General features: G+C 52.6%; 19 protein-coding genes. 4 read left to right on the top strand and 15 right to left on the bottom strand.

Going from position 1 to position 18,493, the window contains the following annotated elements:
- Positions 1-20: 20 nt before the first annotated feature.
- From IEV97_RS10630 to IEV97_RS10560, 15 genes are all read right to left on the bottom strand, one after another.
- Positions 21-917 carry a hypothetical protein gene (locus tag IEV97_RS10630; RefSeq protein ID WP_188501513.1) on the bottom strand — a complete coding sequence of 299 codons (897 nt, stop codon included), beginning with the start codon at positions 915-917 and terminating at the stop codon, positions 21-23.
- Between the two features lie 93 nt (positions 918-1,010).
- The gene (locus IEV97_RS10625) at positions 1,011-2,684 is read right to left on the bottom strand and encodes a M28 family metallopeptidase (RefSeq protein ID WP_188501512.1); all 1,674 of its coding nucleotides are present in this window, start codon (positions 2,682-2,684) and stop codon (positions 1,011-1,013) included.
- A 316-nt stretch (positions 2,685-3,000) separates the two neighbouring features.
- A complete protein-coding gene (gene uvrB / locus IEV97_RS10620) occupies positions 3,001-5,028 on the bottom strand; it encodes an excinuclease ABC subunit UvrB (protein ID WP_188501511.1) in 2,028 nt (675 codons plus the stop codon).
- Between the two features lie 190 nt (positions 5,029-5,218).
- Positions 5,219-5,587: a hypothetical protein gene (locus tag IEV97_RS10615; protein ID WP_188501510.1), complete on the bottom strand. Its 369-nt coding sequence runs from the start codon at positions 5,585-5,587 to the stop codon at positions 5,219-5,221.
- A gap of 122 nt (positions 5,588-5,709) precedes the next feature.
- Positions 5,710-6,087 (bottom strand): hypothetical protein, encoded by a 378-nt coding sequence (locus IEV97_RS10610; RefSeq protein ID WP_229733899.1) that lies wholly within the window; start codon positions 6,085-6,087, stop codon positions 5,710-5,712.
- 98 nt (positions 6,088-6,185) lie between these two features.
- Positions 6,186-6,353, bottom strand: coding sequence for a hypothetical protein (locus IEV97_RS10605; RefSeq protein ID WP_188501508.1), 168 nt, complete (start codon positions 6,351-6,353; stop codon positions 6,186-6,188).
- 91 nt (positions 6,354-6,444) lie between these two features.
- Positions 6,445-8,184, bottom strand: a complete 1,740-nt coding sequence (locus IEV97_RS10600; RefSeq protein ID WP_188501507.1) for an outer membrane beta-barrel protein — start codon at positions 8,182-8,184, stop codon at positions 6,445-6,447.
- On the bottom strand, positions 8,168-8,746 hold the full coding sequence (locus tag IEV97_RS10595; protein ID WP_188501506.1) for an RNA polymerase sigma factor: 579 nt from the start codon (positions 8,744-8,746) through the stop codon (positions 8,168-8,170). Before IEV97_RS10595 ends, IEV97_RS10600 begins: the two co-directional genes overlap by 17 nt.
- 231 nt (positions 8,747-8,977) lie before the next feature.
- Positions 8,978-9,379, bottom strand: coding sequence for a YkvA family protein (locus IEV97_RS10590; protein WP_188501505.1), 402 nt, complete (start codon positions 9,377-9,379; stop codon positions 8,978-8,980).
- A 97-nt stretch (positions 9,380-9,476) separates the two neighbouring features.
- Positions 9,477-10,214 carry a shikimate dehydrogenase family protein gene (locus IEV97_RS10585; RefSeq protein ID WP_188501504.1) on the bottom strand — a complete coding sequence of 246 codons (738 nt, stop codon included), beginning with the start codon at positions 10,212-10,214 and terminating at the stop codon, positions 9,477-9,479.
- Between the two features lie 20 nt (positions 10,215-10,234).
- Entirely contained in the window at positions 10,235-11,179 is a 945-nt protein-coding gene (locus tag IEV97_RS10580; protein ID WP_229733898.1) for a polyprenyl-phosphate transporter, read from the bottom strand.
- 89 nt (positions 11,180-11,268) lie between these two features.
- Positions 11,269-12,057, bottom strand: a complete 789-nt coding sequence (locus IEV97_RS10575; protein ID WP_188501503.1) for a phosphosulfolactate synthase — start codon at positions 12,055-12,057, stop codon at positions 11,269-11,271.
- Positions 12,057-13,454 carry a tetratricopeptide repeat protein gene (locus tag IEV97_RS10570; RefSeq protein ID WP_188501502.1) on the bottom strand — a complete coding sequence of 466 codons (1,398 nt, stop codon included), beginning with the start codon at positions 13,452-13,454 and terminating at the stop codon, positions 12,057-12,059. The genes IEV97_RS10575 and IEV97_RS10570 overlap by 1 nt, the downstream gene beginning before the upstream one ends.
- A 68-nt stretch (positions 13,455-13,522) precedes the next feature.
- Positions 13,523-14,533 carry an NAD-dependent epimerase/dehydratase family protein gene (locus IEV97_RS10565; RefSeq protein ID WP_229733897.1) on the bottom strand — a complete coding sequence of 337 codons (1,011 nt, stop codon included), beginning with the start codon at positions 14,531-14,533 and terminating at the stop codon, positions 13,523-13,525.
- Between the two features lie 23 nt (positions 14,534-14,556).
- Entirely contained in the window at positions 14,557-15,303 is a 747-nt protein-coding gene (locus IEV97_RS10560) for a tyrosine-protein phosphatase (RefSeq protein ID WP_188501501.1), read from the bottom strand.
- Positions 15,304-15,630: 327 nt separating this feature from the next.
- On the opposite strand from IEV97_RS10560, the gene IEV97_RS10555 reads away from it, so the two are divergent.
- The 4 genes from IEV97_RS10555 (at position 15,631) to hpf (ending at position 18,403) form a co-directional block, all read left to right on the top strand.
- Positions 15,631-16,770, top strand: a complete 1,140-nt coding sequence (locus IEV97_RS10555; protein WP_188501500.1) for an acyl-CoA dehydrogenase — start codon at positions 15,631-15,633, stop codon at positions 16,768-16,770.
- Between the two features lie 161 nt (positions 16,771-16,931).
- The gene (gene rpsU, locus IEV97_RS10550) at positions 16,932-17,126 is read left to right on the top strand and encodes a 30S ribosomal protein S21 (RefSeq protein WP_007653500.1); all 195 of its coding nucleotides are present in this window, start codon (positions 16,932-16,934) and stop codon (positions 17,124-17,126) included.
- Between the two features lie 74 nt (positions 17,127-17,200).
- A complete protein-coding gene (locus tag IEV97_RS10545; RefSeq protein WP_188501499.1) occupies positions 17,201-18,079 on the top strand; it encodes a tyrosine-type recombinase/integrase in 879 nt (292 codons plus the stop codon).
- Positions 18,080-18,103: 24 nt separating this feature from the next.
- Positions 18,104-18,403, top strand: a complete 300-nt coding sequence (gene hpf / locus IEV97_RS10540) for a ribosome hibernation-promoting factor, HPF/YfiA family (protein ID WP_188501498.1) — start codon at positions 18,104-18,106, stop codon at positions 18,401-18,403.
- The last annotated feature ends 90 nt before the right edge of the window (positions 18,404-18,493 follow it).

Below are 18,493 nucleotides of genomic sequence, written 5' to 3'. Positions count from 1 at the left end.
GGCTGGAAGAAAGATGGCGATTATAGCATGAGCAGTTCGGGAGGTGTTATACCTATATCTTTCTTCTCTGGAAAAAGCAGTTCTGTTAAATTAAATTTAAAGCCACCCTCATTGCTTTTGGGGTTTATCATCCATTTGTAATTGTAGCTGTCGACTTTAAATTTATCGATCGTTCCTTCTTTGTCCCTCTTAAAATGGAGCAGTTCAAACGGCCTCTTTTCCTGCGAAACCAATTCTAGCGCCACATCCTGAGCAACAAGGTCATAGAGGAAAATCTCTGGCATATTAAAACTGACATAATCGATGTAGGCTGGATTCTCAATCCCGAAAGGTCCAATCTCACTGAAATTGACCGAACTAACCTGCGCATTGAAAGTCAGGTATGAGCCTGCAGTCAGATTCGATGCGGCAATGTATACGGTCAGGATACTATCGTTCTGGCTAATTTCGAATGACTTCGAATTTATCTTTTTCGTGACAACTTTGCCATTTTGCAGTGCATGGCTACCAAGGTTCTTACTCTCTACTTTATCGTTAGGCGTAAGGGCAATACTGAAGCGTAGTCCTTTGGTAGCTGTGGCCTCATCAATGAATACCTTATAATTATAGCCATACATCAAATGAAAGTCCATCAGTCTACTGGGAGGCACCGTAAGTTGAGCGTAATTCCCTACAGTAGATCCTACTTTCTCATTGCGCTTGTAGGTAACAAAAATACTCGTCTCTTTAGATGACATCTTCCCTTCAAAGTCAGTAGGGCTGATCTTTGAGTTCAACAAGGGGCTGCTGCTTTCATTGTGCTTCATAAATATCAGGCGTGGCACCGTTTTATTATAAGTTGGGTCGCCAACCAACGCATGTTGGCCGAAGCAGTAAAGCGGAAGGAGAGCCACGAAGAGCAGCAAATTAAATTTCATGAAAAAGCTTAATTATTAAATTGATGGACAGAAGGCGTTTCTCCCCATATCTCCTGCACATAATGCAGAAGATATGGGGGGACAAAACTATAGTTACTTTTTCATATATCCATCACGCACGGCTTTAAACTCCGAACCTGCTTTCCACTGCGGCCATTCCGCTGAGCCAGCCAAACGCTTGCCCACCTGGTAAAGCAGTTTCAGGTCCTCCACGGCCCCATCCACCTTGTAATCAGGGTGCATCTGGTCGGCCGCTTTGTGGTAGTAGTTGGCGTAGTACTCATCCAGCTTCTTCTTGCCCGCTTCTTTGCCGCCTTCCACCAGATCCACACCCGGTCCGATGAAGAGCGCCGGTATACCTATTTTGGCAAAATTGAAGTGGTCAGAACGGTAGTACAGACCTGCCTCCGGGTTCTCTTCCGGTGCCATATAACGACCTGCGGCTTCGGCCTCTGCTGTGATGTAATCCTCCAGTTCAGATTGGCCCATACCGTACAGCACCACATCTTTGGTTTTGCCATAAGGGTTCATCATGTCCATGTTGATATTGGCAACTGTCTTCTCTTTCGGGAATACCGGATTCTCGGCATAGTAAGCCGAGCCCCATAATCCCTGCTCCTCTGCTGTCACAGCCAGGAAAACCACCGTTCGTTCCGGCTGCACCGACTGCGCTTTGAAGGCTTTGGCGATCTCCAGCAGACCGGCTACCCCACTGGCATTGTCCACAGCACCGTTGTAAATGCTGTCACCCGCCGCGTCGGGCTTGCCTATACCCAGATGGTCCCAATGGCCAGTGTAGATGATACTCTCGTCAGGGCGCGTGCTGCCGGTGATCTTGCCGATGAAGTTGGAAGTCTTGTCGTAGCGGGTTTTCACTTTCATAGAGGTGCTGGCCTGCAGGTGAAGCGGGAAAGGTTTGTTACCCGGCTGATGCGCTTTGCTCAACACCGCCTTATAATTCATACCTGCGGCGGCAAACAGTTTCTCAGCTACTGGCGTAGTGATCCAGCCTTCCATGGCACAACGATAGGTTTCTTTGCCGCGGCTGTCGAGGTACATTTTGGAAGTGTTCCAGTTGTTCTGCACCACCTGGAAGCCGTAACCGGCTGGCTCCGTGTCATGGATGATCAGGGCACCTTTTGCTCCCTGGCGGGCGGCCTCTTCAAATTTGTAGGTCCAGCGGCCGTAGTAGGTCATGGCATTGCCATTGAACACAGCTTTATCTTTCGCGTAGAAACCCGGGTCATTTACTAAAATCACCACAATCTTGCCTTTCACATCCAGCCCGGCATAGTCGTTCCAGTTATACTCTGGCGCCACAATGCCGAAGCCTGCAAACACCATCTCGGTTGGATCGATGTTAATGGTTTCGTCCGTGCGTTTGGTCCAGATCACGTAATCGGTACGGCCTTCGAGCTTGAGTTCTTGCTGCCTGCCCTTGATGGTCATACTCGGGCTGGCGGTGGTATTCACCTCCACCATCGGCACCTCTTGGAAATAGCTGTCGCCGTTACCCGGCTCCACGCCCAGCGCCTTGAATTCCCGCTCCAGGTAATCCAGCGTTTTCTGCTCACCGGATGTGAAAGGCTTGCGGCCCTCCATGTCATCAGCGGCCAGTGCGCTCAGATAGTTGCCGTAGCTTTCGGTTGAAAGTGTGGCGACGGTTTCAGCACCGGCTTCCCCTGTTTCAGGGCTGGAAGACTGACAGGCTGTGAACGCTCCGGCCAAGATCACCGGCAGGAAGAGAGGTTTGATTCTTTTGATCATGGTGCTATAAAGTTGATGGAAATAGCCGGAGATAAGGTATAGTGGCTACAGATTGTTAAAGTACGCAAAGCTGCGCGAGAAAAAAAGCTGTTTGGCTGGGGTTATACCTTATACCTTATACCTGCGTAGCCAGCTGCTGCTAAACTTGCTAAGACACAGATCGGGTATAGCGGCGGCTTTCGGAACAGACACTCGCGGGACCTGCGGACACCGCGAGGTCTCAGCGCAAAGGTCTAAAAGCGAAAAGCACACCCAACATAGCGCCAGGAGTGCTTTTACACTTTCTAACTTCTCAGCTTTATAACCTCCAAAATTCCTAGTCCCGCTTCGTCTTGAGCAACTGCCGGAGCTCGGCTAGTTCGTCGCGGTACTTGGCGGCCTGCAGGAAGTCGAGGTCTTTGGCGGCGGCTTCCATTTGCTTCTCGGTCTTCTTGATCAGCTTTTCGAGCTCGTCGCGCTTCATCATCTGGATCACCGGTTCTGCTGCAAGCGACACTTCATCCGGACCGGCGTACATCTTCACTTCTTTCTTCTTGGAGTCGGCTACTGATGTCTGCTCAAAGATCTCGTCCTTCGTTTTGAGGATGGTGCGTGGCGTGATGCCGTGCTCTTCGTTATAGGCCATCTGTGTGGCGCGGCGGCGGTTGGTCTCATCGATAGCCCGTTGCATGGAGCCCGTAATACGATCCGCATACATAATCACACGTCCACGCTCGTTACGGGCGGCGCGTCCCATCGTCTGGATCAGGGAGCGCTGATCACGCAGGAAGCCTTCTTTATCGGCATCGAGGATGGCTACCAAACTTACCTCCGGCAAGTCAAGCCCTTCACGCAGGAGGTTCACCCCCACCAGCACGTCGATCTCACCCAGTCGCAGCTCGCGTAGGATTTCCACACGATCCAAGGTCTTCACCTCCGAGTGCAGGTATTTTACTTTGATGTTGAGGCGGTCCATGTACTTGGTCAGCTCCTCGGACATCCGCTTGGTTAGGGTTGTCACCAGCACGCGCTCATTGCGCTTGATGCGCTCGTCTACCTCATCCAGCAGGTCATCCACCTGGTTGGCGCTTGGCCTGATCTCGATCTCCGGATCGAGCAAGCCTGTCGGGCGAATAATCTGCTCCACAATCACGCCTTCTGATTTCTGAATCTCGTAGTCGCCCGGCGTGGCGCTCACAAACACCACCTGGTGCATGAGGCTCTCGAACTCGTTGAAGGTAAGCGGGCGGTTGTCCATGGCGGCCGGCAAACGGAAGCCATACTCTACCAGCGCCACTTTGCGAGAGCGGTCACCGCCCCACATGGCGCGTACCTGTGGCACGGTTACGTGGCTCTCGTCGATCACCATCAGGAAGTCGTCGGGGAAGTAGTCGAGCAAACAGAACGGTCTGGCACCCGGGGCACGGCGGTCGAAGTAGCGGGAGTAGTTTTCTATACCTGAACAGTAACCCAGCTCCCGGATCATCTCCAGGTCGAACTCGGTGCGCTCCTTAATGCGCTTAGCCTCCACCGGACGGTCTTCTTTCAGGAAGTAGTCGTGTTGCGCCACCATGTCATACTGTATCTCATGGATGGCCTGCTGTAGCGTGTCCTTTCCCGTCACGAAGAGGTTGGCCGGGTATAGCGTCACGGCTTTTTCGTCGGCGATCTTCTTGCCCGACACCGGGTCGATGCGGTGGATCTGCTCCAGCTCGTCGCCGAAGAAGTACAAGCGGTAGGCAAAGTCGGCATAGGCGGGGAAAATATCCACGGTATCACCTTTCACGCGGAATGTTCCACGTGTGAACTCGGCCTCGGTGCGGCTGTAGAGGATCTGCACAAAGGTATAGAGCAGGTTGTTGCGGCTATACTTCTGGCCCGGTGCCAGGTAGATCACGTTCTTGCCAAACTCCTCCGGGTTACCGATACCGTAGATACACGACACCGAGGCCACCACGATCACATCGCGGCGCCCCGAAAGCAAAGCGGAAGTAGTGTGCAGACGCAGCTTCTCGATCTCTTCATTGATTTGCAGGTCCTTCTCGATGAACACATCCGAAGAAGCAATGTAGGCCTCCGGCTGGTAGTAGTCGTAGTACGAGATAAAGTACTCGACCGCATTATCAGGGAAAAATTGCTTGAACTCACCGTAGAGCTGCGCGGCCAGCGTCTTGTTGTGACAAAGCACCAGCGTGGGTTTGCCGGTGTTCTTGATCACGTTGGCCATGGTAAAAGTCTTACCCGTACCCGTGGCACCCAGCAGCACCTGCACAGGCTCGCCTCTGTTCACGCCGTCGGTCAGTTGGGCTATGGCTTTTGGCTGGTCGCCGGTTGGTTGAAACTCTGATGTTAGCTTAAAATCCATTCGTTGGTTTTACAACTTGTAAAGATATACTATAACATGAAAAATGGACTCTTAGTTTAGCCTTTGTCAATATAATAGTAGTCGTGACATGAATCCCGCCCGGAAACAAAAAACCTGCTCTAAGGAGCAGGTCTTTGCATGTTTAACTATTCCTAACAATTAAAAAATTAGGCACTCTGTAAAAACTGTTCTATACATCTGAGCAAACCTGCTTGACCCGCACCGGCGGAAACATCATGTACACGGCGGTACAAATCGGTCCGTACTCGGTGTTGCGCTCCAGCGACAGGAAGGCGGTCTTACCGGAGTGCCTCAATGCCTCGGGCAGGTTGTCGGTGGTGACGAAGCCGCTCTGCAATTGCCCGATGTACTGGTTGCTGCGCTGCTCGCCTGTACCGTCGCCGTCCAGAATATGAAGCACGTACCAGCCGGCTGCGCAATCGGGCCCCACCACCTCTACCTGCAGGCAGGCCGGAACCGCCTCTTCCTGGTCGGCGCAGCTCACGAGCAGCAGCGCCAGCAACAGGTATAGCACAACAAGGGACAGGACACTTTTCATAGTTTTATGTTGTACTAATGGCTTTGGTGAGCAGGGCTACCCAACACGGGCATTGGTTTCCGGGTTGTTTGATGCGTAGTCTTCTTCATCCGCCGGCACCTTTGCGCTGCGTCGGGAGCCCTTTATCTGTATAAATAATAAGTATCCGTAAAGATGGCACTTGGGTCTGAGCCGTAATAGGTTCCTTCGAGCACCAGCATGCGTTGGTCGTGGTGCAGGACATGGAACCGGGCTGACCATCCGAAATTGCTCAGCACAAACGCGTTTGGCTGTGAGTAGTCGGCTTTGAAACTGTCGCGATACACACTCTTGGCGTTCTGCTGGCTTGCACGTTGCAGGAAGGCACTGTCAGCCTTAAACTCGAAGTAGTCGCTTGCAGTGCCTGTGTACATCACCGAGGTGCAATTGCCACTGCGGCACAGCTTGTTATTCACGCGCTCAATGCGCCACTTGCCCTGAACGGACTCGCGCAGCCCTTTCTCATTTACTACAGGTTGCATGTCTTCATCTGATTTTGCGCAGCCTGTCGCCGTCCCCAACAGAACAATAGCAATAGCCGCACACCACAACATCTTTTTCATAGCACGGAAGGCGACGTTTAGAAGGCGCCTAAAAAGGAATTGTCTTGGACCGTGCAGCCCGAAAGCAGCACAGAAAAGAGTAAAAGCGCCAGCAATACATACCACCCTGATATATTTTCACGGCCGGCAGCCACCAGGGCAACCAGGGTCTGCAGAACGGATCTCATGAACAGCATCATTTGCATAGCGCTTTTATCTAAAATCAACCAATCACTCTATACTCTTATGATTCCAATTGGCGCTGAAGGGTTGCAAGGCCTTGAAAAAAATCTGAAATTATTTTCGGGAGTTGCCCAGCTGGTAGTTCAGGCTCATGTTCATACCGATGGCGTAGGGTTTTCCCTGTGGCGCGGCGGCTTTGTCTGGGTCTGCCACCAGGGTGTTGAAGTAGTGGCGCACCTCCGGGCCAAGTGCCAGCGTCAGGTTAGGCGAGATGCGTTTGCCAACGCCCACAGAGCCATTGCCGGAGAATTGCACGTTGCGGAAAGGCGAGTCGTAGTCGTCGGCGGTGTAATTGACTGACTGCACCTCCTGATTGGAAGCCGTCACGCTGGACTCCAGCAGGAAGTTGGCAGCCACACCCGCGGCGGCATACACGAACCAGTCTTTGTTGATGTCATGCTCGTACTGCAAGCCTACCGGCACGGTCAGGTGGCGGTACTTGTACTCGGTATCGAACGAGTCGCCTGTGCGGGCCACGCTCACGGAATCGGACGAGAAGCCATCGTTTAGTGCCGATGTGAAGTAGGTAGTTGGGCTGAGTTCGTAGCGCTCGTTGGAGCGGGGTTTCGTCCAGAACTGGCGCACGATAAAGTTAGACCTGGAGCGTGACTTGCTCTCGCTGAAGCCTATACCTGTCAGCAGCTTCAACTTATTCTTTAATTTGAAACCGGCTTTTGCTTCCACTGCATAGGAGTAAGCCGGTTGTGTGCTCTCTTCAAACTCGTCGTGGGCGGCCGATATATTCTGGAAAGACTCTCTCGAGGCATTGACACTTGGCCCCGCTGCCGCCAGGCTGAACCTGTTCCCACTGTTCTGTGATGGCATAGAGAGCGGGTCCGGCAGACCAATGTTCTGCTCGAACACAGAGGGCACATAAGCCAGGTTGAGGCTCCAGCGGCTGTTTGCCTTAGTTGCCACTTCCACGCTTTTCGGTTGCTGGGCGGCAAGGTTACGTTGCGCCGCCTCCGCCGACTGCTGTGCCTGCTGGCGGCTGGCCTGCTGTGCCTCGCTCATCTCGGCAAACGACTTAGGCCTGGCTGCCAGCGACTGGTCTCCTACTGGGAATTGCTGTCCTGTAGCTGGTGCGCTGTTTCCGAATGTGATGGATACGCTCTCCCAGGTGATGATCTGGGTATAGCGGCTGCCTTGAGGAGCAAAAAGATTGCCTTGCGTAGTGCCAGTAGCGTTGCCCGGGAAACCACCCGACATATAGCCTCTGCTGCGGCCCTGCATTGGCGTATAGCCCAGGTATGGGCTGTAGCCCGGCGACACATTGTAATAATCGCCTGCCTGCGGGCCGTCTACAGGTATAGCTGCTTCGGCAACTGCAGGCCGCTCGCCTTGGCTTATACCTGTAGCATTTGCCGCTCTTTTAGTAGTTGCCGCTTGCTTGGTAGTTGCTGTTTCCTCGGTATAGGTGTAGGCCATGGCTGCAGCTTCCTCCTGCTGCGTGGCATAGGCCTGCATGGCCTCCTCCACGGTTACAGGGGCGGCAGCCGGTTTGGCTGCCGGTGCGGCGGCTATACCTGGACCTGGCCGGGTTCCGGGCTGGTTCAGGCTGCCGCTGTAGTAATAGGCCAGCAGGGCGCCGGTCAGGGCAAACAGCACGAAACAGGCTGCGGCAAGCTGCCGGTAAAAGAGCGCCCGTTTCTTGTAATCCTTGTTTTCCTGCACGGTCAGGTCGTGGTCGATGCGGGCCCATAGGTCCGGGGCAGGCCTGGCCTCAGCATCGAACAGGCGGCGCTGGAATTCGTCTTCCAGTGTGTTTCGCTTATGGTTATTGGCTGATGACATTCTCTTGATATGTTTTCTCCTGGCGCTCGAGCATACCTTGCAGTATGGCCCTGGCGCGTGAATACTGTGACTTTGATGTACCTTCGGAAATGCCGAGCATCTCCCCTATTTCTTTGTGGTTGTAACCCTCGATGGCGTACAAGTTGAACACCATGCGGTAGCGTGGGGCGAGGCTTTGGATCATACCGAGCAACTCATCCATGGAGTAGCCCGTCAGGTTGACGCCCTCCGACGCGATGTTGCCCACTTCCTCCGTTTCATGTGAAACGGTCATGAGCGACTTCTGCCGCAGCTGCTTCAGGGCTGTGTTGATCATGATGCGGCGTACCCAGAACTCGAGCGGACAATCCCGCTTGAAATTCTGAATGTTGGCAAACACTTTCACAAACCCCTCCTGCATCATATCCTCTGCCTCGAAGCTGGTCGGGGCGTAGCGCATACAAACCGCCATCATCTTGCGCGAATAAAGGTCATAGAGCAGCCGCTGCATGTCCCGCTTGCCGGCAATGCACCCCTCTATGAGTTTATCCTCGTCTGACTTAGGTTTTGTAAAAAGCTTCAAACGCCTTTTCTTTTAGCTCCACTCCTATGATTCCCATAGCGAGGCAATGGTTGCAAGCACAAAAAAATAATTTTTCACCTCTGGTGGATGGCATAAAAGCGCACCAAGAACAATTGCATGGTAAATATATAAAAAATAATTTTTCTAACAACAGCAGAACTGTGTATAAACAGCGAAGGCCTCTCCAGAACGGAAAGGCCTTCGCCGGAATTATTTAAGGTGAGAGAAGTTTTAGAGGACTGTCAGGAACAAAAGCTTGTAGAACATGATCGAGAAAAGGGCAGCAATCAGCACCCAAGTATAGCCGATGATCTGGTAAGCGCCAGTAGCCCCCTCGCCATCCTGGCTCAGCACTTCGTAGGCCTGCAGGCGGGCTTGGCCAAGTATGTTTTTGGACACCAGTTGATAAGCCGTGTGGATACCCAGCACCACCAGCACCACATCATCCAGGAAACCAAAGACAGGCACCAGATCAGGAATCAGATCGATGGGGGAAATCGCGTAGCCGATGACCACCGCCAGCAGGAGCGGCACATACCATCTCACCTCCGGGTGGCGGGCAGACAGGTATAGGGCGTAAATCTCCGCATTCATCTCATGCGCTTTCTGGCGAAGGTAGGTCAAGTGCATCATGGGTATAAGGGTAAGGGGGTGGTCTATTTCTCCTTACGCAGCAGCACTACCAGAAAGTTTCAGGATAACATAAAATATACGCAATATTTTATTCAGATTATTCGTTAGCCCAGATTTTCCAGGCAGCGTCGGCCTGGGCATGGAGCATCGGCAACCCGTTCATCGTATGCGCCCCGGCCAGGCGGCCTTTCTGCAGGAACAGGGTTTCCTCGGGGTTGTAGACCAGGTCGTAGAGGTAGTGCCCCGGTGTCAGGGCCTCGTAAGGTATAGCCGGAGCGCTTGCTGTGTCAGGGGCCATACCGAGCGGTGTCGTATTGATAATCAAGGCATAAGCCTGCAGTACTTCCGGTGTTACGGCTTCGTACTGCAGCTGATTCCGGGCAGGGTTTCGGGAGACGGAGGTATAAGGTATAGCCAGCTCGTCCAGGGCAGCCCAAACCGCTTTGGCTGCCCCGCCCGTACCGAGCACGAGCGCTCTGGCACCCGCACCCGCCGGGTAAAACTGCTGCAGCGTGTCCCTGAAACCGATGAAGTCGGTGTTGTAGCCTTTGGTTTTGCCGTCCTCTATTTTGATGGTGTTCACGGCACCTATACGGGCAGCGCTGTTGTCCAGCTCGTGCAGGTATGGGATAACGGCCTCTTTGTAGGGCACCGTCACGTTCAGCCCGACCAACTCAGGCTCACGCGCCAGCAGTTCAGGAAACCCGGCGATTTCGGGAAGTTCATATAGCTCATAGACAGCATCGGCTATACCTTCGCGGGCGAACTTTTCTGTGAAGTAGCGCTTTGAGAAGGAGTGTCCGAGTTTTTTGCCGACGAGACCGAATTTACGCATACCGTGTGTGTTTCAGGAGTTTATACTTTACCGGCCGGCTGGTCTGCCAGGCGGTCGAGCAGGTATACCACCAGGAAACCGAAAATGGCCAGCAGCACCGTGTAGAGCAGATAAGAACTTTCGCCTGTCAGCTGGGCGTACGCACCCGGCAGTATGTTTTCCTGCAGGAGCGGTTTTACTTCGCCGTGGCGGTCAGTGTAGGTTTCGAGCGTCTTTTTCCAGGGCCATACCTTGTTGAGCGAGCCCAGCATGAAGCCTGTCAGGAGTGCTACGGTCACGTTATGATACTTCTTCAGCATCCAGTTGAGCACATGCGAAAAAGCCAGCAGGCCCGTCACGCAGCCCACCCCGAAAATAAGGATGATGTCCAACTTGAGCTCTTTGAGCGCATTCATGATGAACTCGTACTTGGCCATCAGCAGCAACAGAAAACTTCCCGAAATGCCGGGCAGGATCATGGCGCAAATCGCAATGGCACCAGCTATGAAGACAAACCAATGCGCCTCGGGTGTTTGCATCGGCACAGCCACCGTGATGTAATAGGCCATAGCGGCCCCGATAAGTCCGAACAGAACGGTGGCGGGGCGCCAATGGGTAATTTTTTTAGACACCACTACCACCGATGCGACGATCAACCCGAAAAAGAAGCCCCACACCAGAATGGGATGGTTGGACAGCAGGTATACCACCAGGTTGGAAAGCGAGAGGATGGAAGTGAGAATACCGGCAAGCAGTACCACCAGGAAGCTCCCATTAATGTGTTTCCAGAAACCCTTGATGTCGAAACGTGACAGCAACCGCAAAGCCTCTCCGTTAACGGAACGTATAGAATCCAGCAGTTCCTCGTAAATACCTGATATAAAGGCGATGGTACCCCCTGACACCCCCGGCACTACGTCTGCCGCTCCCATACTCATGCCTTTTAAATAGAGGAGCAGGTGTTCCTTCAATGAACGTCGTTTCATGCTTGTCTTACTGATTTTGTCAATTGCTATACCTAAAAAAAATTGCCTGCCGGAAAACCGGTAGGCAATTTTCTCTTTGTATGAATTAGTTAGGCATCAATGATGGGCTGCCCGTTGTTGATGAAGTGCGTAAAGGTGTCGCCACGCAGGCCCAGTCGGATCGTCTCGAGCGGAATAATCTCGCTCGGCGCAATGTTACCCAGATTCACGTTAGCGCCCAGCAGTTTAATGAACCATACCTGCTGCGCTTTCTGAGGAGCTTCCCACAGAATCTTCTCAAATGGAATCTTGGTCAGGATCTCTTCCACCAGACCGCTGCGCACCTCACCGGTGGAGCGGAACAAACCTACGTTGCCTCCCTCGCGGGCCTCGCCAATCACCTTCCAGGCGCCTGCGTCCAGCTCAGCCTGCATCAGCCTGATCCACATGTAAGGCGGGATGATCTTTTCGGCATCCTTAGAGCCTACTTCTGACAACACGGTCACTTGCTCAGACAGTGTCTGAATGTAACCGCACTTCTTCTCGTGGTTCATTTCGATAGAGCCATCCGATACCTCCGCAAACGTCATATTATACTTGTCGAGCACACGGCGGTAGTCTTCGAACTGGTTGCGGGCGATGAAGGCCTCAAACAAGGTACCTCCGAAGTAAACGGGTATACCGGCTGCGCGGTAGGCGTCCAGCTTCCGCTGCAGGTTTGGTACTACATAAGAGGTAGCCCAGCCCAGTTTCACGATGTCTACGTACTCCCCGGCCACATCCAGGAAGTCTTCTACTTCACGTATGCTCAGGCCTTTGTCCATGGCCATGGTAAAGCCACGCTCACGCGGCTTTGCCTCGCGCTCTGGCAGGCCGTTCAAGATATAATTACTGTTCATTATTTGCGATATTGGTCAATTAGTCGGGATAATGCGCGCTGAGACTCAAGCTCAGGGAAGAACTCAAACAACAGCTTATGTTTTTCGAAGTCCAAAATTAACGCATTTTCCAGATAATTGTATGCTTCGCGGTATTTTCCTGCCGAAAGCATGTAGGCACAGGCCCTGTAATACAGCTCTGCTTCGTCAGGCTGCAGCTCTATCGCATTCAGAATTATTTCAGTCGCTTCCTCAAAATTGCCCTGCTCGTAGAGGATGATCGACCAGTTGAGGTAGATGTCTTTGTCTTCCGGTTGGATCTCAGCGGCACGCGCGTAGCTTTCCAGCGCCGACACCACATGGCCCACATGGTATTCCGCCGATGCCAGCGCCACCCAGTAGTCCACGCTGTCGTCGTAAAGCGTAACGGCCTTCTTAAAGAAGTGCACGGACTCGTACCACTTGCCCTGCGCATCCAACACCACGCCTATGCCAAACCAGGCCTCGTCCATCTCCGGATCCAGGTCAATGGCCTTCTGGTAATAGCGGCGCGACAAATCCCACTGCTGCATTTTTTCGTAGCACTCGCCTATGTTGCAGAACACCTCTGCCGAAGGCGAACCGTGCTCCAACATGCCGTTAAAGGCTTCGATGGCTTTGGTATACTCCCCGATGAACACATAGGCGTTGGCCATGTTGTTGTAAGCGGTGATAAAATCGGGCTTGATGAGGGTGGAGTAGTCGTAAGCGGCGATGGCCTTGTCGTAGGAGCCCAGCTTGTTGTACACGTTGCCCAGGTTAAACCAGGCCACATACGAATAGGGGTCTTTGTCGATAAAGGCCTGAAAGAAGGGCAGCTCCTCGCGCATAGAGCCCGTGATCTCCATACAGTAGATGATCTCCTGCATGGCGGCCTCGTTCTCCACGTTCAGCTCGATGCACTTCTTGTAGTACTTGATGGCCGAGCTGAACTTGCCCCAACTCTGGTAGGTCAGGCCAATGTTGAAATAGATATCGTCGCGGTCCTCGGCAAAGGCCAGGGCTTTTTTGAAATGGTCCACAGCATTTCGGTACTCGCCGCGCTGCGTAAAGATGATGCCCCGGGTCAGGAGCACGTCCGGGTTCTGTGGCTCCACCTCGGCTACCTGGTCAATAAGCACCATGGCGTCTTCGAAGTTGCCGGACATGGCCAGCAGCTGCGCCTTGTCTATCTGGAGCCCTGTCGAGAAAGGATACTGTGCTATAGCGGACTCACAGGCCAGCAGCGCCTTCTTATAGTCAAAGCTGGCGGTATAGTGGTCTATTATATATTCAAAATCGGTCAGGTCAAAAAAAACGGTCTCGTTTGTACCCAGCATCTGCTCGAACCGAATGATCAGTTCAGAATCCTCGCTGTGCTCGTCAAAATTCTCTTTCATCTCCTATATCCCACAGACTGCAAAAGGCAGTTCTTGTCTTTTAACTACATTTATAAACTGCAAATAGTTTAGTTTGCGCGGGTCAGTTCCGGACCTCTCTGATTCTGTGCTAATTGCAGTAAAACCTGGCATGTCCAGGCGATGGATTCGGTCAGTGGCCGGAACTCCATACCTGTTGTTTTCCTAACTTTCTGATTATCAAATACGTGACTTTTGGCGGCCACGCGGGCAGTGTCTTTTGTGATAAGCGGTCGCCCACCCGTTAGCCAGGCGCGGGCATGCTCCAGTCGCCACACCACTTCGGCCAGCGCCGGAGAAACTCTGAAAGAGGGTGCCTTTTTGCCGAAGCACCGGGCGGCCTCCGCAAAAAACTCTTTATAAGTGAGCTGCCCGGCATTCAAGATAAACCTTTCGCCGGAAACATCCGAGAACGTCAGGCGCAGCATGGCCTCCACCACATCGCGCACATCCACAAAATTGGCGCTGCCCGGCGTGTAGAACGGGCGCTGCTGGTACACATACTTGAACAGGCGGGTGCTGCTGCGGTTCCAGTCGGCCGGGCCCAGCACCACGGAGGGATTCACGATCACGGCCTGCAGGCCTTCAGCTATACCCCGCCACACCTCCAGTTCACCGTAGTGCTTCGACTCGGCGTAGGCAGATTGCTTATCGCCGGCATCCCACTTGCTGGTTTCGTTGAGTAGGGTTGCTTCCTTGTTGCGGCCAATGGCAGCAATCGAGCTGACATGGCACAGCTTGATCTCTTCGTCCGCATCCAGGCAGGCATCTACGATATTGGCAGTGCCAACCACATTCACCTGCTGCAGCAACTCGGCATCCTGGGGCGCATAAGACACCAGACCGGCACTATGAAAGACGTAGGCTACACCCTGCAGGGCTTTCCGCAGCAAGGCAACATCCAGAATATCGCCCTCCACCCACTCTACCTGGTCAGCCTGCGCGACAGCCGGCACCTGGCCACGGTATAGCGCACGCACCCGGTGGCCCTGCGCGACGAGTGCCGGTATAAGATAGCTGCCAATCAGGCCGCTGCCGCCTGTCACGAAAACCATCGACATGGGTATAGGATGAGTTAAGGTATTTATAGTTTACTGTTGAGTAGCGGAAGTTCGAGGGCCTTTACCAGATACTTCGAGCAAAGCACCTTCTGCAGGTTGGCAATGTGCTTCAGACTATGCGCGTCGGAGCCCAGAAAATCAACCAGACCGGCGTCAATTAGTTTTTCGATGATCATTTTGGCACCCGGCGAGTAGTAGCCCGTAAGCGAGTTGAGGTTTGGCTGCAGCAGCACGCCCTGCTCCCGCAGTTTTACCAGGTCGTCGAACTTGCCATAGAAATAGGTATAGCGCTCCGGGTGCGCCAGCACCGGCTTGTAACCCAGCGACTGCATCCGGAAAATGGCTTCGCGCAGGTTGAGCGGCTCGTTCAGGAAAGAGGTCTCGAACAGCAGGTAGTTGTCGCCAAATGTGAGCAGTTCCTCGTTGTCCTCCAGCTTCTGCAGCAGGGCCTCGTCCAGGTAGTGCTCGGCGGCACAGGCCAGCTCCATTTCTATACCTTCGGCCGTAACGGCATCCTTCAGCACTTTCAACTGCGTGCGTATGATCTCGGGCGTGTTGCGGTAGAAATCGCTCATGATGTGGGGCGTCATGATCAGCTTGCGGTAGCCCATCTCCTTCATGCCGCGCACGAGTTCCAGCGACTGCTCCACCGTAGCGGCGCCGTCGTCTATACCTGGCAATATGTGCGAGTGCATGTCTACGCCGAGCATACCCAGCGACTCAACCTGCACTTCCTCCTTGCCAAACAGATTCTGGAAAAACTTTATCATTTGCTCAATTCAACCGTATGTACACGGCACAAAACACAAACGTTGCCAAACACGGCAACGCAACATCAAAATAACGCAAATATTATACGCTATCAAAATAAACGCAGTCCGTTTGGATTTAATATAAGACCGGGAAGCGCAACCGTCAAATTACTGAATTTATACGACACTGAAAGCAGCCGGAAAGAAAACCACGGCCGGCGTTCAAACATCAACTAAATGAAACTAAAACACCGAATTTGGCAATCAGGCTAATTTAGTTAGCTTTGTAAACCCTTTATTCGTTTATCAGTTTAATACACGCGACTTTATAACATCTAAACTTAAATGGAATTTAACTACACAGAAAACCAGCGCATGATTGCCGATATGATCCGGGACTTCGGAGCCAAGCACATCAAACCAAAAATGATGGAATGGGACGAGAGCCAGGAATTTCCGGTGGAAGTGTTCAAGAAACTGGGCGAGCTGGGCCTGATGGGTGTGCTGGTACCGACCGAGTACGGCGGATCCGGCTTCGGCTACCTGGAATATGTAACGGCCATCGCGGAGCTTTCTAAGATTGACGGTTCCATTGGCCTCTCCATGGCGGCGCACAACTCCCTTTGCACGGGCCATATCCTGCAATTCGGCAACGAGGCGCAGAAAAAACAGTACTTGCCTAAATTAGCCACAGCCGAGTGGATCGGCGCCTGGGGACTGACAGAGCCCAACACAGGTTCTGACGCCGGCAACATGCGCACGGTGGCGGTACAGGACGGTGACTATTGGGTGATCAACGGGGCCAAGAACTTCATCACGCATGGCAAGAGCGGCAACGTGGCGGTGGTGATCGTGCGCACCGGCGAAGTGGGTGATTCCCATGGCATGACGGCTTTTATCATCGAGAAAGGCACACCGGGCTTCAGCGCGGGACGCAAGGAAGACAAACTGGGGATGCGCGCCTCGGAAACGACGGAATTGATCTTCGAAGACTGCCGCGTGCACAAGGACCAGATGCTGGGCAAGGTGGGCGAAGGCTTTATTCAGGCCATGAAAGTGCTGGACGGCGGTCGTATCTCCATCGCGGCGCTTTCGCTAGGTATAGCACAGGGCGCTTTTGAGGCGGCACTGGCTTATTCGCAGGAGCGCAGCCAGTTCAACAAGCCGATCTCCAGCTTCCAGGGCATTTCCTTCAAATTGGCCGACATGGCCACTGAGATCGAGGCGGCTTCTCTCCTCACCTACCAGGCAGCCGACATGAAGAACCGCGGCCTGAACGTGAACAAGGAATCGGCCATGGCGAAACTGTATGCCTCTGAGGTATCGGTGCGGGTGGCCAACGAGGGTGTGCAGATCTTCGGCGGTTACGGCTTCACGAAAGACTACCCAGCCGAGAAGTACTACCGCGATGCCAAGCTGTGCACCATCGGTGAGGGAACAAGCGAGATCCAGAAACTTGTTATCTCCAGAGCCATCCTGAAATAGGTTGGCAATCAAAAGTGTTTTAACTTGCACGCAAGCTGGTTTTGGCTGTGCCTGCAGCACTTTTGCATGGTCCGCGGAATTATTTTCGCCAAACTATTGATTTTTAAGTAAAACATTAACTAAATTTGCATCCCTAAATATCAGAAGAAGCGAGGAAAAACATGATTATTGTAAACGTAAAAGATAACGAGTCTGTAGACCGTGCCCTGAAGAGATTCAAGAAGAAATTTGAGAGAACTGGTGTTCTGAAAGAACTTAGAGCGAGAACGTTCTTCGAGAAGCCATCTGTTTCTAAGAGAAAGCAAAAAGAAAGAGCCAAGTACAAGCAGCAGCTTTTCGCGAACGAAAACTACTAGTCTTTCTTTAAAGATATTTTATTTTTCCATACCTTGGTATAAATGGCAGGTACCCCTGTCTTTTACACCAAGGTATGGAATTATTTTTTAAGTATCTCGAATACGAGAAGCGGTATAGCCCGCATACGCTTACCTCTTACCACACCGATCTGGGCCAGTTCGCGCAGTACCTGCAGGACACCTATCAGATCACCGATCCCGCCGAGGCAGACCATGCCATCATCCGGTCGTGGATCCTGACTCTTGTGCACAAAAACCTGGAGGCCCGCTCTGTTAACCGCAAGATCGCCTGCCTCCGCTCCTACTATAAATTCCTACTGGGCCAGCAACGCATCAGCGCCAACCCGATGCTGCGCATCAAGGCACCCAAAGTGTCGAAGAAACTGCCTGCCTTTGTGCCGGAAGAACCTTTCAATAATTTCCTGGACACCTTTATCTTCGAAGACACCTTTGAGGGACAGCGCGACCGCCTGATACTGGAGTTCCTGTATGGGACCGGTATGCGACTGGCCGAACTCATAGGTATAGCGCACGAAGACGTGGACCTGCATGCCAAAACAGTGCGGGTACTAGGCAAGGGAAACAAGGCGCGCATCATCCCCCTGAACGACACGCTCGTCCATTCCATCAGGCAGTATCTAGAGCTCAAGAAAAGCCTGTTTGGCAATAACAATTCGGAAAGGCTGCTCGTTACTAATAAAGAACGACCACTCTATCCGAAGTTCGTTTACCGTGTCGCTAAAAAGTACATCAGCTTGGTTACCACTTCTGAACATAACAGCCCACATGTGCTGCGACACTCCTTCGCTACTCACCTGCTGAACAACGGCGCTGATCTCAATGCCATCAAAGACCTGCTGGGGCACGCCAGCCTGGCCGCCACACAGGTATACACACACAATTCAATAGAAAAGCTGAAATCGATTTTCGAGAAGGCTCATCCAAAAGCATAAGTTTAACCATAAAATGTTACGATTATGAAGCTACAGATGCATTCAATCCACTTCGAGGCTGACAGACAGCTGACCGATTTCATCCAGCAGAAAGTAGACAAACTGGAAACATTCTACGACCGCGTTGTAGAGGGCGAGGTGTTTCTTAAACATAACAACAATGATGGAACAGATAACAAAACTGTAGAGATAAAGCTATACGTGCCAGGCTCCACCCTATTCTCAAAAGAAGACGCAGCCTCTTTCGAAGCAGCCGCCGACGCGGCAGTAGAGGCCATGCGCCGTCAGCTCAAGCGCTTCAAGCAAAAGCAAATGGCGCACTAAGCCCGTTTGAACTTTGCCATACCTGAACAGTGAATCGTCCTGAAATAAGTTGACAGATTTAACAAGGTCCCGGTTTGTTTAGGCAGGCCG

The sequence above is a fragment of the Pontibacter amylolyticus genome (genome assembly GCF_014638845.1).
GTDB lineage: Bacteria > Bacteroidota > Bacteroidia > Cytophagales > Hymenobacteraceae > Pontibacter > Pontibacter amylolyticus.
This window is presented reverse-complemented; position numbering and strand designations above follow the sequence as displayed.